The 21,683-nt window shown below is 46.8% G+C and carries 19 protein-coding genes; 17 read left to right on the forward strand and 2 right to left on the reverse strand.

Annotation, left to right across the window (positions count from 1 at the left end; all coding sequences use genetic code 11):
• Nucleotide 1 precedes the first annotated feature (1 nt).
• From BQ9856_RS23760 to BQ9856_RS23810, 11 genes are all read left to right on the forward strand, one after another.
• On the forward strand, nt 2–1,342 hold the full coding sequence (locus BQ9856_RS23760) for an ABC transporter substrate-binding protein (protein ID WP_077613200.1): 1,341 nt from the start codon (nt 2–4) through the stop codon (nt 1,340–1,342).
• 17 nt (nt 1,343–1,359) lie between these two features.
• Nucleotides 1,360–2,265: a carbohydrate ABC transporter permease gene (locus BQ9856_RS23765; protein WP_077613519.1), complete on the forward strand. Its 906-nt coding sequence runs from the start codon at nt 1,360–1,362 to the stop codon at nt 2,263–2,265.
• 13 nt (nt 2,266–2,278) lie between these two features.
• Nucleotides 2,279–3,109: a carbohydrate ABC transporter permease gene (locus BQ9856_RS23770; RefSeq protein WP_077613201.1), complete on the forward strand. Its 831-nt coding sequence runs from the start codon at nt 2,279–2,281 to the stop codon at nt 3,107–3,109.
• Between the two features lie 14 nt (nt 3,110–3,123).
• Nucleotides 3,124–5,340 carry an alpha-galactosidase gene (locus BQ9856_RS23775; RefSeq protein ID WP_077613202.1) on the forward strand — a complete coding sequence of 739 codons (2,217 nt, stop codon included), beginning with the start codon at nt 3,124–3,126 and terminating at the stop codon, nt 5,338–5,340.
• Nucleotides 5,341–5,504: 164 nt separating this feature from the next.
• Nucleotides 5,505–6,188, forward strand: a complete 684-nt coding sequence (locus tag BQ9856_RS23780; protein ID WP_077613203.1) for a helix-turn-helix transcriptional regulator — start codon at nt 5,505–5,507, stop codon at nt 6,186–6,188.
• Nucleotides 6,189–6,393: 205 nt separating this feature from the next.
• Nucleotides 6,394–7,608: a dicarboxylate/amino acid:cation symporter gene (locus tag BQ9856_RS23785; protein ID WP_077613204.1), complete on the forward strand. Its 1,215-nt coding sequence runs from the start codon at nt 6,394–6,396 to the stop codon at nt 7,606–7,608.
• 27 nt (nt 7,609–7,635) lie between these two features.
• The gene (gene sdaAB, locus BQ9856_RS23790; RefSeq protein ID WP_077613205.1) at nt 7,636–8,304 is read left to right on the forward strand and encodes an L-serine ammonia-lyase, iron-sulfur-dependent subunit beta; all 669 of its coding nucleotides are present in this window, start codon (nt 7,636–7,638) and stop codon (nt 8,302–8,304) included.
• Between the two features lie 9 nt (nt 8,305–8,313).
• Nucleotides 8,314–9,192, forward strand: a complete 879-nt coding sequence (gene sdaAA, locus BQ9856_RS23795; RefSeq protein WP_077613206.1) for an L-serine ammonia-lyase, iron-sulfur-dependent, subunit alpha — start codon at nt 8,314–8,316, stop codon at nt 9,190–9,192.
• A gap of 157 nt (nt 9,193–9,349) precedes the next feature.
• Nucleotides 9,350–9,799 carry a MarR family winged helix-turn-helix transcriptional regulator gene (locus BQ9856_RS23800; RefSeq protein ID WP_077613207.1) on the forward strand — a complete coding sequence of 150 codons (450 nt, stop codon included), beginning with the start codon at nt 9,350–9,352 and terminating at the stop codon, nt 9,797–9,799.
• A gap of 8 nt (nt 9,800–9,807) precedes the next feature.
• Nucleotides 9,808–11,196, forward strand: coding sequence for an MATE family efflux transporter (locus tag BQ9856_RS23805; protein WP_077613208.1), 1,389 nt, complete (start codon nt 9,808–9,810; stop codon nt 11,194–11,196).
• Between the two features lie 34 nt (nt 11,197–11,230).
• Nucleotides 11,231–12,121 carry an alpha/beta hydrolase fold domain-containing protein gene (locus BQ9856_RS23810; RefSeq protein WP_077613209.1) on the forward strand — a complete coding sequence of 297 codons (891 nt, stop codon included), beginning with the start codon at nt 11,231–11,233 and terminating at the stop codon, nt 12,119–12,121.
• Nucleotides 12,122–12,196: 75 nt separating this feature from the next.
• Here BQ9856_RS23810 and BQ9856_RS23815 read toward each other — a convergent pair whose 3' ends face one another.
• Nucleotides 12,197–12,916 carry an adaptor protein MecA gene (locus BQ9856_RS23815; RefSeq protein WP_077613210.1) on the reverse strand — a complete coding sequence of 240 codons (720 nt, stop codon included), beginning with the start codon at nt 12,914–12,916 and terminating at the stop codon, nt 12,197–12,199.
• 1,295 nt (nt 12,917–14,211) lie between these two features.
• On the opposite strand from BQ9856_RS23815, the gene BQ9856_RS23820 reads away from it, so the two are divergent.
• From BQ9856_RS23820 to BQ9856_RS23845, 6 genes are all read left to right on the forward strand, one after another.
• Nucleotides 14,212–15,669, forward strand: coding sequence for a serine/threonine protein kinase (locus tag BQ9856_RS23820; protein ID WP_077613211.1), 1,458 nt, complete (start codon nt 14,212–14,214; stop codon nt 15,667–15,669).
• 20 nt (nt 15,670–15,689) lie between these two features.
• Complete coding sequence (locus tag BQ9856_RS23825; protein WP_077613520.1) at nt 15,690–16,307, forward strand: hypothetical protein; 618 nt, start codon at nt 15,690–15,692, stop codon at nt 16,305–16,307.
• A gap of 111 nt (nt 16,308–16,418) precedes the next feature.
• The gene (locus BQ9856_RS23830) at nt 16,419–16,688 is read left to right on the forward strand and encodes a hypothetical protein (RefSeq protein WP_077613212.1); all 270 of its coding nucleotides are present in this window, start codon (nt 16,419–16,421) and stop codon (nt 16,686–16,688) included.
• A gap of 201 nt (nt 16,689–16,889) precedes the next feature.
• Complete coding sequence (locus tag BQ9856_RS23835) at nt 16,890–18,551, forward strand: glycosyl hydrolase family 18 protein (RefSeq protein WP_077613213.1); 1,662 nt, start codon at nt 16,890–16,892, stop codon at nt 18,549–18,551.
• A 38-nt stretch (nt 18,552–18,589) separates the two neighbouring features.
• A complete protein-coding gene (locus tag BQ9856_RS23840; RefSeq protein ID WP_077613214.1) occupies nt 18,590–20,023 on the forward strand; it encodes a metallophosphoesterase in 1,434 nt (477 codons plus the stop codon).
• 79 nt (nt 20,024–20,102) lie between these two features.
• Nucleotides 20,103–20,798, forward strand: a complete 696-nt coding sequence (locus BQ9856_RS23845; protein ID WP_077613521.1) for an N-acetylmuramoyl-L-alanine amidase — start codon at nt 20,103–20,105, stop codon at nt 20,796–20,798.
• An 80-nt stretch (nt 20,799–20,878) separates the two neighbouring features.
• Here BQ9856_RS23845 and BQ9856_RS23850 read toward each other — a convergent pair whose 3' ends face one another.
• Nucleotides 20,879–21,664: a hypothetical protein gene (locus tag BQ9856_RS23850; RefSeq protein WP_077613215.1), complete on the reverse strand. Its 786-nt coding sequence runs from the start codon at nt 21,662–21,664 to the stop codon at nt 20,879–20,881.
• Between the last annotated feature and the right edge of the window lie 19 nt (nt 21,665–21,683).

Consider the following 21,683-nt stretch of genomic DNA (forward strand, 5'->3'; position numbering starts at 1 on the left):
AATGAAACGTAAATGGGGGTTAACGGCAGTCATGGCGGTAATTATGGCATCGGTACTGATAGGCTGCGGAAGCCGGCAGTCCGGTCAGGGATCTGCATCCGCAGGCTCTGAAGAAACAAAACAGAATTCGGAAAGCTCCGTTGAGGCCGGAAATACCGGCTCATCAGGAACCCTGACGGTTGCAATCTGGGATAAGAACCAGGAACCGGGATTAACGGAGATCATGAAGGATTTTACGGAGGAAACCGGAATCAAGACACAGATCCAGGTGACGCCCTGGGAGCAGTATTGGACCATGCTGGAGGCGGGTGCCACCGGCGGCTCCCTGCCGGATGTCTTCTGGATGCATTCCAATGAAATCGCAAGATACTCCGAATACGGGATGCTTCTTGACCTGACGGACAGGATCAAGTCCAGCGATAAGCTGGATATGGATAAATTTCCAAAGGACATTGTGGAAATCTATAACTGGGAAGGTACAAAGCAGTATGCGGTGCCAAAAGACATTGATACCATAGCTCTCTGGTATAACAAGACCATGTTTGATGAAGCGGGGCTCCCCTATCCGGATCAGGACTGGACCTGGGAGACTTTCGCGAATGCGGCAAAAAAGCTGACCAAACCGGATGGAAGCCAGTATGGATTCGCCTTAAGGCCTACCAATGACCAGGCGGGCTGGAATAATATCGTTTATGATATGGGCGGTTATGTGATCAGCCAGGATAAAAAGTCCTCCGGATTCAGCCAGGAGGGTACGGTTAAGGCTTTAACGTTTCTGACCGGTCTGATGAAGGAGGGATATGCACCGCCATATGAAGTGATTGCGGAAAATACGGAGGAGGCTTTATTTGAAGCCGGTAAGGTGGCAATGATCACCCAGGGTTCCTGGATGCTGCCGGAGCTTTGCAACAATGATTATGTTAAGGCGAACTGCGACATAGCCGTGCTGCCAAAGGATGCCGAAACCGGAAGAAGGGTTTCCATTTACAACGGACTTGGCTGGGCTGCCTCTGCCAATACAGGCATGCCTGAGGAAGCGTGGAAGCTCATTGAATACATGGGGTCAAAGGAGGCGCAGCAGAAGCAGTCCGACCTTGGAATCGTTATTTCAGCTTATGAGGGGACCACGGAAAACTGGGTAAAAGCATATCCGGATTTCAACCTTAAAGCCTACCTGGATATGATGGAGACCCTGGTAATCCGGCCATATTCCAAGACAACAGTCACATGGAACAATATGACAAATGAAAAGCTGATCGATGCGTGGACCGGAGCCAGGAGCGTGGAGGAGGTCTGTAAGGACATCGACCAGGATATGAATGCCATGCTGGCACAGGAATAGGAATGGGGTGGGGCTTCATGAACACAAAATCAAAGGTGTCAAGGCGGGAGAGAAGTGAATTTTTATGGGGGTGGATGTTCTTGCTGCCCACCATGACGGGCCTCATCATTTTAAACATTATCCCTATCTTCCAGACCATTTATCAGAGTTTTTTTAAAACAGGGGCTTTTGGCAGAGGTAATGTCTTTATTGGCCTTGACAATTACCGGAAGCTGTTCCAGGACAGATTCGTATGGCAGGCCCTGTGGAATACATGCAAATATGCAGTGGTAGAGGTACCGTTCTCCATTGCCATTGCGCTTGTGCTGGCCGTTTTTTTAAACGGAAGGATCCGGGGACGGTCCATATGGAGGACCATTTATTTCCTGCCAATGGTAGCGGCTCCCGCTGCAGTGGCAATGGTCTGGAGGTGGCTTTATAATTCGGAGTTCGGGCTGATCAACCATTTGCTGCAGGCGGCCGGACTTCCGGGAGTAAACTGGATCTCCGATCCGGGTATTGCTTATATCTCCGTGGCGGTTGTCGGAATCTGGTCTGTGATCGGCTACAATCTGGTACTGTTTTTTGCGGGACTTCAGGAGATACCCCGGGATTACTATGAGGCAGCGCAGATTGACGGGGCCGGCGGCGTGAAGCAGTTTTTTAACATCACTCTGCCTCTTATTTCTCCCACCATGTTTTTTGTGGCCGTTACGAGAGTCATAGGGGCGATGCAGGTATTTGACAGCATTTATATGATGATGGACCGAAACAACCCGGCGTTAACAAAGACTCAGTCACTTGTATATCTTTTCTATAAATATTCCTTTATTGAAGGAAATAAAGGATACGGTTCAGCCATTGTCATGCTGCTGCTTGCTGTTATCCTTCTGATCACGGTGATTCAGATGGTCTGTCAGAAAAAATGGGTGAATTATAGTTAGGGAAAGGAGAATTATGGATAAGAGCAGAAAAATAAGAGCCGGTCTTATTTACCTGATTCTTGGGATCGGGTCTGTCATCATGCTGGTGCCGTTTGTGTGGATGATCCTGACAGCCTTTAAAAGCACCTCGGAGGCTACCCAGATGAATCCGTTTATCATCTTTCCGACCGTGTGGAGGAAAGATGCCTTTCATTCTGTCATGAGCAAGATGAACTTTTTAAGGCTGTACTGGAACACCCTGGTCCTTATCGCGGAGCGCGTCCTGTGTGCGGTGCTTACGGCGACCATGGCAGGATATGCCTTTGGACGGCTTCACTTTAAAGGAAAGAATCTGGCCTTTTCTCTGGTCCTGTTCCAGATGATGGTGCCATCCCAGATTTTTATCATTCCCCAGTATCTGATGGTGAGCAGGCGGGGAATGCTCAATACCGCCTTTGGCCTGCTCTTCCCGGGCCTTGTAACTGCCTTTGGAACATTTTTGCTCCGTCAGGCCTATATGGGGCTTCCGGATTCCCTGGAAGAAGCCGCCAGACTGGATGGCTGCAGCATCGGCCAGACCTTTCTGTACGTGATGGCGCCCCTTACGAAATCTTCCATGGTTGCTCTGGGTATCTTTACAGCTTTGTTTGCTTTTAAAGAGCTTATGTGGCCTCTGGTCGTCAATACGGAGCAGAACACGATGCCGCTTTCAGCCGCTCTTGCAAAGCTTCAGGGGCAGTTTGTGACCAACTATCCGGAGCTTATGGCAGCGTCTTTGCTGGCCTGTATCCCCATGATCATCATATATCTCATATTCCAAAAACAATTTATGGAAGGAATTGCTACATCCGGAGGAAAATTATAGAAGGAGTTTTTATTATGCCGATCATTTATCATGAACAGGCGAAACAATTTCACCTGTACAATCAGTCCATGAGCTATATCATTCAGATCATGGGAAATGGCCAGCTGGGGAATCTGTACTATGGAAAACGGATTACGGACAGAGAGTCCTTTGCATATCTGTTTGAAACAGGGGAACGTCCTCATGCTGCAATCAGCTGTACGGAGCCGGTCAGTTTATGTCTCCAGTATACAAAACAGGAATATCCGGCCTACGGAACGGGGGATTACCGGTATGGCGCCTGCGTGATCAAACAGGAGAATGGCAGCAGGATCGTAAATTTTACCTATGAATCCCATAGCATTTATAGGGGAAAACAACCTATAGAACCCCTTCCGGCCACCTATGTGGAGGATGAGAAGGAAGCCGATTCACTGGAGATAAAGCTTCATGATGAAGTGATGGATACGGATCTGATTCTTACCTATACCATATTTGAAGAAATGCCGGCCCTCACAAGAAATGCCCGTTTTGACCACCATGGGAAAGAGAAAATCATTCTTATGGCCGCAATGAGCGGAGCCGTTGACCTGCCGGATTGTGACTATGAGATGATCCGGTTATCCGGGGCATGGTCCAGGGAACGGTATTTGAAGAGGGGCCCTCTGGAACAGGGGATCCAGTCGGTCTACAGCATGAGAGGAATCAGCAGCGCAGAGCATAATCCATTCCTGGCCCTGGCGAGGAAGGAGACAACGGAAAGCAGCGGGGAGGTTTATGGCTTCAGCCTTGTATACAGCGGAAACTTCTTAGGCCAGGCCGAGGTCTGTTCCCATGATATGACCCGGGTGCTCATGGGAATTCATCCGGATACCTTTGAATGGCCTCTTAAAGCAGGGGAATCCTTTCAGACTCCGGAGCTGGTGATGGTATATTCGGAAAACGGCCTGTCGTTTATGAGCCAGGTTTACCATCGCCTTTACCGTTCCCGTCTTGCCAGAGGTTATTGGAGAGACCGGGAAAGACCGGTGCTTTTAAATAATTGGGAAGCCACCTATATGGATTTTAATGAAGAGAAGATTCTTGCCATTGCCAAAAAGGCAAAGGAAACCGGTGTGGAGCTGTTTGTTCTGGATGACGGCTGGTTTGGCGAGCGCAGCGACGATCACAGGAGCCTGGGAGACTGGTACGCCAATAAGGAAAAGCTTCCAGGAGGAATTTCCGGCCTGTCAGAGAAAATAGAGGCTCTGGGCCTAAAATTCGGCTTATGGATCGAGCCTGAGATGGTCAATAAAAACAGCCGCTTTTACAGGGCTCATCCGGACTGGATCCTGTCCGCTCCCGGCCGCTATGAGACGCCCAGCAGGCAGCAGCATGTCCTTGATTTTTCCCGGAAGGAGGTGGTTTATGCGGTTTATGAAATGCTGAAAGAGGTGATCGGCAATGCGAAGATATCTTATATCAAGTGGGATATGAACCGGTATCTGACGGAATGCTATTCCAGAGGAACCTCTCCGGACAGACAGGGAATGGTCATGCATAAATATATTATGGGAGTATATGACCTTTATGCCAGGCTGATTCAGGATTTCCCTGAAATCCTGTTCGAATCCTGTGCCAGCGGCGGGGCCAGATTTGACCCGGGTATGCTCTACTTCGCCCCTCAGGCATGGTGCAGTGACAATACCGATGCCATAGACCGGCTGAAAATCCAGTATGGAACCAGCATGGTCTATCCGGTTTCCAGCATTGGAGCCCATATCTCCGCGGTCCCCAATCATCAGATTAACAGGGTTACGCCTCTGGAATCTCGTGGAAATGCGGCTATTTTCGGTGCGTTTGGGTATGAACTGGATTTAAATCAGCTGGGAACAGAGGAGATAGGACTTGTAAAGCAGCAGATCGCATGTTATAAGGAAAACCGAAGGCTTCTGCACCAGGGAACTTTTTACCGGCTGAAAAGTCCTTTTGAAGGAAATGACACGGCCTGGCTGGTGGTGTCAGAAAAGAAAGACCGGGCGATCGCAGCCTATTATCAGATTTTAAATCCTGCCAATGCAGGCTGGCTCCGGCTTAAGCTTCAGGGGCTTTGTGAGGATATGCTGTATCAGGTTTCCTTATCAGGCGAGACAGGGGAATACTATGGAAGTGAACTTATGTATGCGGGGCTCCCCATTGACAGAGGCCGTTTCTTAAAGGAGACAGGGGATTTTGCCTCATTCCTCCTTTTTATTAATAAGAAAGAGAAATAAAGGAAGAAAGTCCAGGCAGGTATTGTCTGGACTTAATTAATGTAATAAATTACATTATTATCTACGTAACCTTTCTTTTTTATTGAAATATATTTTATAGCATGTTATAATCTCACCCATATACTGCATGATTCTTCTAAAAATTGAAAATGGGGGAGATTACAATGAAGGATTATAATGTGCATCTGACACTGATCGACCGGATCATACTGGATTCCTACAAGACCATGCTGGAGGGGCTGGCAGATTATCTGGGGGGAGGCTATGAGATGGTTCTTCACAGCCTGGAGGATACCGAGCATTCTGTCATTAAAATCATCAATGGACACCATACCGGACGTACGGAAGGGATGCCGATTACGGACCTGGCTCTTCAGATGCTGGAAGAAATAGAAAAAGACGGTGAAAAAAGCTATATATCCTATTTTACCAAGAACAAAAAAGGAGAACCGTTAAAATCCTCTACCGTTGTGGTACGCGGGGAGGAAGGAAGGATCATCGGACTTTTATGCATTAATTTTTATTTAAACACCGGTTTTTCCGAGGTCCTTTCCAGTTATATCCCTGAAATATCTGCTCATTCCCTGGTTAAGACCGAAACCTTTGCAAACAATCTGGATGAACTGATTTTCAGTAAGGTCCAGGAGGTACGGAAAGCGGTAATGGAGGATGACGGGATTCTCCCGTCTCTTAAAAACAAGGAAATCATTAACTCCCTGTACCAACAGGGTGTTTTTACCCTGAAAGATGCGGTCGTTAAGGTGGCTGATTATCTGGGAATTTCCAAGAATACCGTATATATGCACATCCGGAATGCCGGTGCGGGTTCTGAAAAGAAATGCGAATAAACATTAATACAGTGGTTTTTATTTTCATGAAAAAACTCTGCAGCATTTGTGCAATATCATGAAAATATCTGGCTGTTTTTATCTGTTTATTAGAAAAATATAATGATATTGCAATCCATATTCGTTTGTGATAAAATAATTTACATCAAAGAAACTGATATAATAAAATTTATTTTATTTCTACAAACGAAAGGAAGGTATTGGTATGGAGGAAAGTAAAAAGAGTAAGAAGGGGCTGGGGCTTGTTCCCAGGCTTATTATTGCGATCATCATCGGCATTCTGATCGGGATGTACTGTCCCAGCTTTGTAACTTCGATATTGATTACATTATCGGACCTGTTTAAACAGTTTTTAATGTTCATCATCCCGCTTATGGTAGTGGCTTTTGTTACCATGGGAATTGCGGACCTTTCCCAGGGAGCCGGAAAGCTGCTGGCGTTCACCGCAGCGATTTCCTATGCTTCCACATTGCTGGCAGGAAGCGCAGCTTATGCGGTAGCCAGCACGTTTTTCCCCTCTTTTGTAAATGAGGAGGTGGTTGAGAAAGTCGCTTCTGCAAGTGACAGGGCCATCAACGGGTATTTCTCCCTGACCATTACGCCGTTGCTTGAAACAACGGCTGCCGTTGTACTGGCCTTTGTACTGGGAGTATGCATCAGCACCATGCGGGGCAAAGAGATCGGAGACGCCCTGTACAATGTGATCAAAGAGTTTGCTGAGATCATTACAAAGGTTTTGGGCCGCGTGATCATTCCGCTTCTTCCTTTATATATCTGCGGTACCTTTGCCAAAATGACTTATCAGGGAACCACCTTTGCAATCATGTCCGTACTATGGAAGGTATTCCTGATCGTTATCATCCTTCATTTGATTTATCTGCTTGTGGCCTTTACCTTTGCAGGCATATTGACAAAACGAAATCCGGTCACCATGCTTAAAAATCAGATGCCCGGCTATCTGACCGCCATCGGTACCCAGTCTTCTGCAGCCACCATTCCGGTAAATATCAAATGTGCGGAAAGCAATGGTATTTCAGAAGAAATCCGTAATTTCGTAATTCCGCTGTGCGCCAACATTCATATGGCAGGTTCCATGATCACCATTACCTGCTGTGTGACCGCGACCCTGCTCATTTACGGCATGCCTCACAGTTTCCTTATCCTGTTCCCGTTTATCTGTGTACTGGGCATCGCCCTGGTTGCATCTCCGGGAGCTCCGGGAGGCTCCATCTTTACGGCGACTCCCTTCTTCCCCATAGTAGGAATTCCGGCAGTCGGAGATATTGCCAGCCTTCTTCAGGCGATGTATATTGCACAGGACAGCTTCGGAACTGCATGTAACGTATCCGGAGATAATGCGATCAGCGCGCTGGTTGATATGTACTATCATAAATATATTAAAAAAGACAACTTAGGTTAAGGTGACTTCGAAAGGAGAAGGCTGTTTATGCCGTCAATCAGTATTTTTGATGTAATCGGCCCCAATATGGTAGGGCCATCCAGCTCCCATACCGCAGGTGCCGTTGCGATTGCTCTTCTGGTTAAAAAAATGTTCAACGGCCCGATCAGCAAAGTGGAGTTCATTTTGTATGGTTCCTTTGCAAAGACCTACAAAGGCCATGGAACCGACCGCGCGCTTCTTGGGGGCATACTGGGTTTTGAGACCCATGATCTGAGAATTAAAGATTCCTTCCGGCTGGCGGAGGAATGCGGGCTCAAGTATACCTTCCGCGTGGACGAAAAAGAAACAGAAGTGCATCCAAACACAGTGGAGATCCATGTGTCCGGGGAAAAGGCCGGGGCCATGTCGGTCCGCGGCGTCTCGTTAGGCGGCGGTAAAGTTAAAATTGTCAAGATCAACGGCATTGATGTGGACTTTACCGGTGAATATTCCACACTGGTTATCCGGCACCTCGACTATCCCGGCATGGTGGCATATATTGCTACCAGTTTAAGTGAACGCAATGTAAACATCGCATTCATGCGTCTGTTCCGGGAGCGGAAAGGGGCTACTGCTTACTCCGTAGTGGAATCGGATGAAGAGATCCCACAGGAACTGCTGGATAAGCTGCAGGAACATCCCAAGGTAGAGGATGTCATGCTTATTCAGGTTTAGGAGGCTTATATGGATTTTATATCAGGAACTGAATTGCTTAAATTATGCGAGGAAAACCACTGCCGGATTTCAGAAGTGATGCGGGAACGGGAGGCCAGTGAGTTCGGTGCCGTTCCGGAAGAGACCGTAAACCGGATAAAGGAAGCTTACCGGATCATGAAAGAAGCCTGCCACAAGCCGTTAGATGAGCCTGTAGCTTCCATCGGCGGACTGATCGGGGGAGAGGCTGCAAAGGTACGGAACAGAAGAAGACTGGGAAAATCCATATGCGGAAGCATGCTGTCAAAGGCGATTACCTATTCTCTGGCTGTTTTAGAGGTGAATGCTTCCATGGGCCTTATTGTTGCGGCGCCAACGGCCGGCAGCTCCGGAGTGCTTCCAGGACTATTGCTTGCGCTGGAAGAGGAATTTTCCCTGGACGATGTTCAGATCATAGACGGACTTTTTACGGCAAGTGCGGTTGGGTATCTGATTATGAGGAACGCTTCCGTGGCCGGGGCACAGGCCGGCTGTCAGGCTGAAGTCGGTGCGGCTTCCGCAATGGCAGCGGCGGCGGCAGCGGAAATCATGGGCGGAACTCCGAAACAGTGCCTGGATGCGGCTTCCGCTGCATTGGTAAACCTCTTAGGGCTGGTCTGCGATCCCGTAGCCGGTCTGGTGGAATGCCCTTGCCAGAGCCGTAATGTCATAGGAGCTTCCAACGCTCTGGTATGCGCGGAGATGGCATTATCCGGAATTGAACAGCTCATACCGTTTGACCAGATGGTAGAGGCCATGATGGTCGTAGGGCGTTCCATTCCATTTGAATTAAGGGAAACTGCACTTGGAGGCTGTGCGGCCACGGAGGCTGCCTGTGCGAAGGCCTGTGAAATTTTTAAATCAAAGTAAAATTTGATAGGATAAGCGGTACCGGTTTTTTTGCAGATCCGGTACCGTTTTTTTGTTTCAAAGTCAAAAAAAAGTTGCGTATGCAACTAACATGTGATATGCTGATTACCAGCACTGAAAAATGAAAATGCCATTCTTAGGCATGGAGGTGGATCGCATGAATGAACACAGGGAAATCGGGAAGTACATCTCGATTCTCCAAAGACTGAATAACGTATACTATGCAAATCAATTATCTTCTTATCAGATAGGCTGTGGACAACAGTTTTTTTTATTGCAGATTTTTAGAAATCCAGGCACGAACTTACAGGAGCTGGCTTCCTTTGGATACTATGATAAGGCAACATCCACACGGGCGGTAAAGAAGCTGGAAGAAGAGGGGTACGTTCAAACGGAAATGGCCAGAGAGGATAAGCGCGTCCGGAGGATATATACCACGGAGAAAGCTGCGGCAGTCGTGGAGAAGACATGGGAGTGTATGGGTGATTGGGCTGATATCATATTGGAAGGGTTTACAAAAGAGGAACGTGATGCGGCGGAGCAGATGTTTATCCGCATGGCCTCCAATGCCCACAATTACATTGTGGAACAGAAAGGAAAGGATTGATACATTCTATGGAACAGAATAAGATAAAACAGGGAGGAAATCCCCTGGGATATAAGCCAATCGGGCATTTGCTGATGCAGTTTGCACTTCCGGCTATTATTTCCATGCTGGTAAATTCCATTTACAACATCGTTGACCAGATTTTTATTGGTCAGGGAATCGGATATTTGGGAAATGCGGCAACCACCATTGCATTCCCGATCGTAACCATCATCCTGGCTATGTCAACTTTGTTAGGAGCCGGCGGCAGTGCCTATGCGGCAATTAAGCTGGGGGAGAAAAAAGAGGAAGAGGCAGAAAGGACTCTTGGAACTGTCTTCCTGCTGACCCTGGCAGCCAGTGTTGTGGTCATGGTTCTGGGATTTGCCTTTATGACGCCTATGTTAAAGGTTTTTGGAGCTACGGCCAACACCATGGAGTATGCAATGCAGTATACTTCCATCATACTGCTTGGCACTCCGTTTAACATGCTTTCTGTCGTACTGAGCAACATGGCAAGAACCGATGGGAATCCGGCCTTATCCATGTACGCCATGCTGGTCGGGGCCGTTTTAAATACGATTCTCGACCCGATCTATATTTTTATTTTTCATTGGGGCGTTACGGGAGCGGCCATTGCCACCATTACGTCTCAGATCATTTCCGCAGTCGTGCTGGTGCTGTATTTTATGAAAAGGGGAAAAAATATGCGCCTTCATAAAGACAGCATGCGCATCAATGGGGATATTTGCCGGCTGGCCCTTCCTCTTGGCATTTCCAGCGGGATTACCCAGGTGGCTTCTACCATTTTACAGGTTGTCATGAACAATTCTCTGGTGTATTATGGGAACCAGACGGATGTAGGAGGAGATGTGGCGTTAAGCGCCATGGGAATTGTGAATAAAATCAGTATGATCCTGATTTCCATATGCATCGGGATCGGCATCGGCTCCCAGCCCATACTTGGGTTCAACAAAGGAGCGGACCGGCCAAAACGCGTGCGCAGGACCTTTTTGCTGGCAGCTGCGGCCTCAACCACGGTTTCGTTTATCGGCTGGATCACCTGTCAGGTGTTCCCGGGTCCGATTTTAAGCCTGTTTGGAACACAGGATGTTCAGTTTACCCAGTTTGCGGTCCGCTGCCTGAAAGTGTACATGCTGGGAATCTTTACAGCCGGATTTCAGGTGGTGGTAACCAGCTATTTCCAGTCGACCGGGCAGCCGTTAAAGGCATCGGTTTTATCCATGCTTCGCCAGCTGCTGCTGCTGATTCCGCTGATTTTAATTCTGCCGTTAAGTCTGGGGCTGGAAGGAATTCTGTATGCAGGGCCAGTGGCGGATATTACATCGGCCATTATCGTCAGCCAGTTTGTCGTATATGAGATGCGGAAGTTAAACAAGGTCTGTAAAGAATCATAATTCCGGGCTTACAGGGAAAGGAGAGATGACATCCATGAGTTTAAAAGCGGAGATGGCAAGGATCTTTGCAGGAATCGGAAAAGCGGACAGGAAGATGGCTTTTGATCTGGAACAGCCGTCCAGGGGAACCGGCGAATTAGCTCAGGAGCGTTTTACGAAAAAGGTGCGCGTTAAATCCTGGAACGTGGATGGTTTCTGCGGAGTTACCATCAATGGAAGTTATACAAAAAATGCCCATATCCTGATGCTGCCGGGCGGCGCCTATACTCTGGAGCCTTCAAAACGCTGCCGGGAAATAGCAGAGTATTTTGCCATAAAGGAACAGGTAAAGGTAACCATACCCCAGTGCCCACTGGCACCGGAGTATACGGCACTGGCTGCCCATCAGTATCTGGTTCATGCTTACAGCCGCCTGACGGCTGAATATCCTGATGATGAATTCTTCCTGTTTGGGGATTTCTCCGGAGGGGGTCTGGCTCTTTCGTTTTTACAGGAGCTGCGGGATATGGGGAATCTGCCCATGCCGGTACGGACTGCCGTCATTTCACCGTGGCTTGATATTGCTCTTGACAACCCTAAAATTAAAATAGCAAAAAAGACGGATCCCATTCTTCCGGTCGAGGCGCTTAAGGAAGCAGGTGCCCGTTACCGGGGCCCGCTGGAACCGGATCATCCGTTTGTTTCTCCCCTTTATGGAGACTGGGATCATCTGGGGCGGATTCTGGTGTTTTCCGGAACCGAAGAGATTCTGACACCGGACTGTGAGCTTCTGGCGGAAAAGGCGGGAAAATTCAAGGAAACCGGGATCATCTATAAAAAAGGTGCCAACATGATCCATGACTGGATCATGGTTCCATGTAAGGAAACCGCTGCCACACTGGACATGATTTCCACGTTTTTTTTAGAGGAAACCGTGGAATTTTAAAAATGAGGTTCGACCCTTTAAGCGGGACGAACCTCATTTTGGCTTGTGATGAAGTACTATGAACAAAGAAACGGATTAAAGTTTTGCAAGAGACTGAAGGGCGTGGCCTTCAATCAGCACCTCGTAATGTTCCTTGTAGTACGCTTCCGAAGCATAATCCTGATGGATCTTGGAACCGTATTCCGCAAGCAGGTTGCAGACGCGGCTGAAATCCAGGGATTTGTCAGGAGTGTTCCTGATTACCAGAAAATATTGTCTTGTATCGGGTTTTTTATATAATGTATTCTCGCCGTCGTAAACCTGTCCGATGGTCCTTGCGGCATCAGAGATCTGATCCAAGCTTTGAAAACAGTAGATTCGTATAGAGGAAGCGCCCGATTGCTCTTTTGGCTGTTCGGCTTCCGTTTCTTCTTTCTTGTCAATTCCTAACAGACTTAACAGGCCGTCAGCACCTTCTAAAAGTTCGCTGGCAAGATCGCCTGGCATGGAATCCACGTCTTCTTCGGTTGCCGGTGAAAATTTGGCAAACCTGGTATCTAATTCTTCCGGGTCTTCGATTTTAGTGATTACTAACATTACGCTTTCGTTGGATAACGGAATTGCTTCTACCATGAGAGGAATGTCTTCAGCTTCGAATCCCACTTCGTTAGAGGCTTTTTGAATCATCTCGCGGAACAGGTTGCGGGCTTTTTCACTGCCGTAGGCAAGTTCGCCTAAATTTAAATTCCGGACGCTTAAATCAAAGCTGGTAAGCGTACAGCGGATCTGATTTTCATTGATACGTTCTATCTTCATAGGATCACTTCCTGTTCTTTTAAAATGGTGAATGAATATTTACATACTTCCTCAACATAACTATACTATATAATATAGCAAAAAGGCAATTACTATGTGAAAAAATTTATATAAATTTAAGGTTTGAATGCAAAAATCCGGGTATCCTATTTAATTATTGGGATTTCCCGGATTTATTTTTCGTATAATATTAATATGATACTATTTCCTGTAATTTCTCTGTAACTTCGATATGGCGGTTTTTTACATTTGACAATACGCCTTATAAGGCGTATAATATACTTAACAAGAGAGCCGATAGCTAGATTCATCCCAGCCACCCCGGTTATGTAATATTAAAAAATAGCGCTACACTTTGTGAGGGTGAGGGCGCTGTTTTTTATGCATATCAACAAGAGTAATTACAGCACAAAGCATGATCACGAAGGTGAATAAATCACTAAACGTTATATACATAAGCCCCAGCCCCTTTCTAATGTTAATAGGTGGCTGGACATGTCGCCCCATCGGCTCCCCGGTTAAATATATTATAAAGGTACTGATCCGCAAGTGTATAGCCCACGTGATATAATTTTTCTTCTACATTAATTAAATCTGATATTACAGGCTTTGGTTCTCCAACTCCAACCAAATCGGTAAAACCAATTTTAAGAATTTTACAAATCTTTTCTATTATATCCGCTGGTGGCTCCCGATGATTATTTTCATAATTTAAATAAGTTGAAAATGTTAACTACAGGTGTGAGTTGGCAGCCAGAGTATGGGCCGGAGTTGGAAAGTATTGATCAGGAACCAGCTAAACTGCGGAAGGTAATTGATACGGAGCATACCAGAAGAAAGGAGATAGCACATTGAGTAAATTAATGATTAATGCCGCCGAAGTAGCGGAAATTATAGACTGTTCAGAACGTTACGGCTACAAGCTGATCAAGGAAATGAATAGCGAGTGAGTAGGCCTTGAGGAGCGAAAGAAAGTAGGATGCTGATATTCCTTATAGACGGTGTCCATTAGGATATTATACTTTCTCTGGAAGCTTCCACCTTGTGTGTCGGTTACTCTTTTACAATTTTAATATAATACATTCGAATCAATATTTCAATATTCAAATATTTTTATATTTTAATATTTTTCAACTTTTATTTATTATATTTCTACATAAGACATGAATTTTCATGCTTGCCAGGGAAATATAATGCTTTCATATTTACAATCCCCAATTATAAATTAAAGATTTATACGAAAAATAGTTGAAAAAATGAAAAAAGTGTATTAGAATATGCTCTAAGAGATGATATTGGACAGGCAAGAGGAGGTGGCTGCAGTAAGCACCGTTCTGTTTGGCAAATATCAGCTATGCGGCATCCTGGGAACCGGCCGGGCAGGAACAGTTTTCCTGGCGGTTCATCTTGGGCTTGAGGAATACCGTGCGATCAAGCGGGTACCCAAAAGCTTTCTGAATTATGAACACTTCAGGCGCGAGGCACTGGTCCTTAAAGAGTTGCGCCATCCTGGAATTCCCATTGTTTATGACGTAGAAGAAGACGAATTTTATAGTTATTTGATCGAAGAGTATCTGGAAGGAGAATCTTTATATGACCTTGTAAAAAAACAGGGCCATCTTTCGCGGGAGCTGACCATTTTTTATGGAATTCAGTTATCCGGCATCATCAGTTACCTGCATCTCGCAGGACCAAACCCCATTTTACATTTAGATTTACAGCCGAAGAACCTGTTATTGTGTCATGACACCGTAAAATTAATCGATTTTGGACTAGCTGCATCCCCGGAAGATGCCAATATGCCCGGGGAGCGGTATGGAACCGTTGGATGTGCGGCGCCGGAGCAGTATTTAAAGGATGGAGTGCTGGATGAGAGAACAGACATCTATGCCATTGGTGCTATCATTCATTATCTTTATTCGGGTGGATTTCCCAAACTGCCTTACAAACCGGCCTCATCTATGGATGCCAGTCTGGCTGCTGTCATAAACGGCTGCATAAAGGCCGAAAAAGAAGAACGGTTTTCATCGGCACAGGAGCTTGGGGAGCGGCTCAGACAGCTTAACAACATGGGAACGGCTGCAAAAGACCGTCTACAATCATCATCTCTTACCATTGCTCTTGCAGGGAGCAAATCAGGGGCCGGGACGACTCATATTGCCGTCGGCCTGTCTGTCTATCTTAGAAATCACGGATATCCCAACATATTTGTGGAAATGAATGACTCCGGCATGGGTACCGGGCTTGGTGCTTATGCCGGTGCAAAACGGGACCGGTACGGCCTGATGCGGTACCGTGGTTTTCTTTGGAAACCTTATTATGGACCGGGAGTTAAGTTAAAGGAGCCGCCTGTGAAAGTCCGGATACTGGATTATGGAACGAATGTGAGCCAGATTCTGACGGAAAGACCTGATGCTGTAGTCCTGGTATGCGACGGCAGCCGTTGGAGCAGGAAGGAAGCTGACGAGGCTGCGGGCCGGGTGGTGAAAAGCCATGTGCCTTATGGGATCGTATACAATCACATAGCGGGAGGAACCAGGATCAGGCTGCCGGATGGGGCGGCCCCTTCCCGATGCTTAAAAGCTCCGTGTTATCCGGACCCTTTTGCGTCAAATGCTGCTTCCGCAGAGTTTTATAAAGTGCTTCTGGATGAAATATTGGAAGACAAAAGCATGAGGAGAGGCAGAATAAAAGCGGTTTTAAAACGGGTAAGGGAATGGATAACCGGAATGCTGGAAAGAAAAGTGCGGTAATGCGGAAAGGGAAAAGTTTCATGAATGGAAAGGCAAAAGCGGTATGGAAGTTTCTTAATCCCGTTAGAAAAGCAGCCGGCCTGGAGGTTATCGGAATCATTGGAACAGGCAGGAGTGTGGGGGTGACCCATTTTGCAGTTATGACGGCGGGATACTTAAGCGGGGTTCTGCGAAAAAGGTGCGCTGTTTTGGAATGGAACAGCCACGGCGATTTTCGGAACATGAGAAAGGCATGTGAAAAAGAAAAGAGCCCGGATGGTTTTTGCCGGATCCTGGAGACGGATTATTATGAGGGAGCGGGGATTGAAACGCTTTTATTGTGCAAAAAATCCGGATACCATGCTGTGATTGTGGATTATGGAACCGTAAAGGAAGGCAATCTGGAAGAATTTTTAAGGTGTGACAGGCAATTTGTTCTCGGGAGCTTAAGCGAGTGGCAGATGGAAGCGTTTCTGGAGTTTGAAGATAAGGGGAATAAGGCGGAAAAAAGCTGGGAGACCCTCGTGGCATTTGGCAGCGAGGAGGCCAGGAAAAGTATGGAAAAGAGGCTTAAATTTCCCGTCGGTCGAGTTCCGGTTTCAGTAGACGCTTTTGTTGTCACCGGCGAAGCCATAGGCTTTTATCAGCATTTTTTTTAAGCAAAGGGAGAGGAATTGTGTCACGGCAAAACCCTTGTGGTCCTCTTCCTGCGCTCTTACTAAGCGTATGGCGAATGCAATTCAAAAGAAAAATGTGCAGGGGAGATTCGGATGAGAACAGAAGATGCCAGGAAAAGAAAAGAGCAGACAGAGGCTTTGGAGAAAGGCCGTACCAAAGAAGAACAGTATCTGGCCGGGCTTAAAAAATACCGGGATCATGGAATTGCCATTCTTATAGATGGGGAAGAGCTGCCGGAAGAAGACTGGAACAAAATATTCGAAGTAAGGGAGGACAGCAGTTTTTATATGGCCGATTACATTCCGGATGAAAAGACCGGAAAGCTGCAGGAAATAAGATTTGACCGGGTTTATAATAAGTAATCGTTATGGCTGTGCCAAAAGGGACGCGCTGCGGGATGCCATCTTCAGCCTTAAGCTGGCCGCTTCGGTGCGTCAGGGCGGGATCAGGGGATCAGGAACGTAATGAAAATGTAAATTCCAAAAAGAAAGAAGTGTGATATAATCTAAAGGAAATACAGGCGCAAGCCGATACGATACGATCCATAAGCAGGAGGAAAGCAGATGAAGAGGAAAGCGGTGCCGGTTTTTGTGGCGCTTGGATTGATTATGATAGTAACAGCCGGATTTTTCGGGATCCGGTTTTTGGAACGGTATATCCCTACAAAGGAACAGGCAGATCTGGCCGATCTTCTGGGCGTGAGAGGGGATGAAGTGGCCCTGTATCTGAACGATGATCTCCAGGAAGCAAAGGGGCTTTACGTGCAGGGACAGACTTACCTCCCGGTTAAGTGGGTGAATGAAACGCTGAATGAACGTTTTTACTGGGATAACAATGAAAAGCTTCTGGTCTATGCGCTGCCGGATTCCATCGTCTATGCGGATCATTCTACCGTGGGCGCCGCCGGAAAGCCTTTGATATGGGTAAATGAGGATGGTGTTTACTTATCCGTCGGTCTGGTGGCTAATTATACGGATATCCGCGTGGCAGCCTATGATGGGGACCAGTATAAACGGGTTTTCATTAATAATAACTGGGAGGCTCAGAATAAGGCTGTGGCCGAGGAAACAGGCAATGTCCGTGTAAAAGGCGGAGTGAAGAGCCCGATTGTGACCTGGATATCTCCGGGCTCTAAAGTTACGGTCCTGGAATCCATGTCCAAGTGGGACAGAGTGCGGACCGAGGATGGCTTCATCGGCTATGTGGAGCGCAGGCGCCTTGGGGCCATTACAAACGAGGTCCCGGTAAGTACCTTTGAAAAGCCGGTTTATAAAAGCATATCAATGGATGAACCGGTCTGCCTCGCCTGGCATCAGATGACGAGCCCGGAGGGCAACGCTTCTTTTGACAGCCTGATCGCAAATACCAGCGGGGTCAATGTAATTTCGCCTACCTGGTATGAGCTTACCGATAATGAGGGAAACTTCCGTTCCCTGGCAGATGCGGATTATGTGAAAAAGGCTCATGACAAGGGACTGAAAGTATGGGCCCTCATCAATAATTTCAGTACGGACGTAAACACGGAAATTTTAATGTCAAAGACCTCTGTCAGACGAAAGCTGATCGAAGCCCTTATGGCGGAGGCAGAGCGGTACGGCCTTGATGGAATTAACCTGGACTTTGAGGGAATCAAGGCGGAGGCTGGGGTACATTATACCCAGTTCATACGGGAACTGTCCATCCCATGCCGGGAAAAAGGGATCGTTCTGTCCGTAGATAATTACGTCCCGGCTCCGGGAAACCAGTTTTATAACAGGAAAGAACAGGGGAGCGTAGCTGATTATGTGATCATTATGGGATATGATGAACACTATGCAGGCGGAGATGCCGGTTCTGTAGCTTCGATTGATTATGTGGAAAACGGAATAAAGGACACTCTGGCGCAGGTGCCCAAAGAAAAGGTGATTAATGCAATCCCGTTCTATACCAGAGTATGGACCGAAGGGACTGATGGAAAAACCACTTCTTCCTCTATGGGAATTGCCCGGGCAAAGGATTGGGTCAGTGAAAACAACGTAGAGCTCTCCTGGCAGGAGGAAATGGGCCAGTATTACGGAGAATTACAGACAGAGGAAGGGCTTAAGAAGGTGTGGCTGGAGGAGGAACGCTCCATCGGTCTTAAGATGGATCTGATCAAAAAGTATGACCTGGCAGGCGTGGGCTGCTGGAAGCTGGGATTTGAGCCGGCGCAGCTGTGGGACGAAGTACGGCTTGACAAAGAATAGTTCGATAGAAGACATGGAAGAGACAGGTAGGTCAGGTTATGAAAAACAGGATGATATTGGCAGCTTTGTTGGCCGTGATGTGTATTTCGGCAGGCTGTTCTTTAAAAAAACAAGTGCCGGAAAGTACGAATACGGAGAGTACCGCCCGGCCGGAGACGGAAACAAAGGATATAAAGACGGAGCCGCCTTCCGTTGAGGAATTTCCGCAGACAGCGGAAGTTCCTGCTTCAGAGCCTTCGGAGGAGACAAGCGGAAACGGCTGTAAGATTGTTGTTGCTTCCGATATTCATTATTTGGCCAGAGACCTAACGGATTTCCAGAAGGGCTTTCAGTATAGCGCGGACCACGGGGATGGCAAGGTCATGCAATACATCTGGGAGATTACGGATGCCTTTGTGGAAGAAGTGAAGAATGAACGTCCGGACCTGGTGGTCTTAAGCGGGGACTTAACCTATGAAGGAGAAAAAGAAAGCCATGTGGAATTTGTAGGGAAGCTGAAAGAAATTGAGAAGGCCGGAATTCCCGTGATCGTAATTCCCGGAAATCATGATATCAACAATTCCAATGCAGTTCAGTTCGTAGGGAATACGTCGCTGGGAGCGGAAAATATAACTCCGGAGGAATTTGAAGAGATTTACCAGGATTTCGGATATAATGAAGCTGTGAGCCGTGATCCGGCTTCCTTGAGCTATGTCTATCAGGTCAACGATTATACCAGAGCCATGATGCTTGATACATGCCAGTATGAACCCAAAAATCTGGTAGGGGGCATGATAGGGGATGATACATATGACTGGATTGAGGAACAGATGGAAGAGGCCCGGAATCTTGGAATGAATGTGATTCCGGTGGGCCATCATAATCTCCTTGATGAAAGCGAAGTATATCTGCAGGACTGTACCATTGAACACAGTGAGCAGCTGATCGACCAGCTGGAAAGCTGGGATGTACCCCTGTTCTTAAGCGGCCACCTTCACGTACAGCATTATATGAGGTCGAATAACGATTCCGGAATTTATGAGGTGGTCACCAGCTCCTTATCCACGCCGCCCTGCCAGTATGGGATTTTGAATTATGGAGATGACGGCGGCTTCCGTTACCATACAAAATCACTGGATATGAAGGGCTGGGCCAGGAAAACAGGGAGTACCGATAAGAATCTTTTGAATTTTGATGCGTTTGGAAAAAAGTTTTTAAGCAAAGTTTTTTATAATCAGGCTCAGGATGAATTTGAAAGACTGGATACGTTTGACGGTTTAACCAGGAACCAGAAGGACCAGATGGCTAAAGTCTATTCGGAGCTTAATGTGGCCTGTTATGCAGGAAAGGTTGTGGAAATCCGGGATAAGGCCATGGCAAAGAGTGGTTACAAGATGTGGGAGGAAGATGCATATCCCAGTATCTTGTCTCAATATCTGGAATGGATTGCTGCGGATGGGACAAAGGACTACAATGTATTGAACGCGGAATGACAGGAAAGTCGTTCAGAACAGTTCTTTTTTATTTCACTGAAAGATATAATTCATTAAGAAAATGAATCAGGTAGAAAATGTGAAATTAAAAAAATGGGAACCGTTCATGGCGGTGATTTTACTGGTATTGGTGTATATCATATCGAGCCAGGCTGGAAAATTGGCTGCAGGGGTCAGCGTAAAGGCAGGAAAAGGAAAGCCTGTTGTTGTGATAGATGCGGGGCACGGGGGAAACGATCCGGGTAAGATCGGCGTTGATGGAACCCTGGAAAAGGATATAAATCTGCAAATAGCCAAACGGGTGAAGAAATACCTGGAAGCATCCGACGTGGAAGTGGTTTTAACCAGAGAAAATGATAACGGGCTTTATTCCCCAAAAGACAGCAAAAAAAAGACGGCGGACATGAACAAACGGTGTAAGATCATCAACGATGCTAAACCCGCACTTACCGTCAGCATCCATCAGAACAGCTATCATCAGGAGGGGATTTACGGAGGACAGGTATTTTATTATAAAAAATCAGAAAAAGGTAAAAATCTGGCGGAGATCCTGCAAAGGCGGTTTGACTATGTGCTGGGGGATAAAAATACCAGACTGGCAAAGCCCAATGACAACTACTACCTGCTGCTGCATGTAAAGACTCCGATCGTGATTGTGGAATGTGGTTTTTTAACAAATTGGAAGGAAGCGTCTCTTTTGAATTCTGAGGATTATCAGGACCGGCTGGCCTGGACGATCCATATGGGGATCATGGAGTATTTGAATGGGAGATAGGGAAATGCTTAAGCTTTTATTAATTTCGGAAAAAAGAGGGGGCGGCAGCCGTTGCTTTATAAACGGCAGCCGTTCCCTCTTTATTCTTCCTGTTGGGAGATGGTATCTGTGTCTTCCTCCTTATCTTCGGGAATAGCGTCAGATAAAGTCTCAGACTCTGGCTCCAGGCGGATCGTTGCTTTGTTTGCAGCTTCGTCTGATGCAGCAGCATTTTCAACTACGCTGTCATTTGACTCGGATATGGAATCGTTGGTTTCGCCAAGTTTTTCCGCGATTTGTGAACTTAGCTTCTGGGAGCGGCTTTCTAATTCCGCTACTTGTTCTATTTTTGATTCCGTATTCCCATGGCCGGAATTGATTTCCGCACTCAGGACGCGGATTCTGCCGTCTACCTGATTTTTGGCTGAGGTAATTACTTCTGCCTGGTCGCTTCCGGAAGACACAGCTGCAATGTCATTAAGCTGGTCCATCTGGGCTTCTTCTTTGGTTTTGGGTTTTTCGTAAATTTTGCCGGTATTGTCTTCGGGTTCTGTGTCTTCCGCCTGCTCTGTCTGAAGTTGGGTAATCTGTTCGTCAAGATCCTTTAACTGTTTTTCGTATTCTTTCAGCTGCATATCAAAGTCGCCGGAACCGTTTTCAGCAGCGGAATCCAGCAAGGACTGTTTTCTTTCCTGTAAAAAATCCTTTTGCTTCATCAGCTGCTCGATGAGGCTCTGGTTTTTTCCGGCGGGAGAAATGGTCACAACATCCTTATTTTCTTTTTCATCCTTTTTGCCGTACAACGCTTCATGTTTATTTGCAGCAGTGCGGTTTATTGCATTGACATCCAGGCCGGATGACTGACCGGCCAATTTTCCGATATACATAATGATTCCTCCTATCTGT

It is taken from the genome of Clostridium sp. Marseille-P2415, from assembly GCF_900155545.1.
GTDB lineage: Bacteria > Bacillota > Clostridia > Lachnospirales > Lachnospiraceae > Lacrimispora.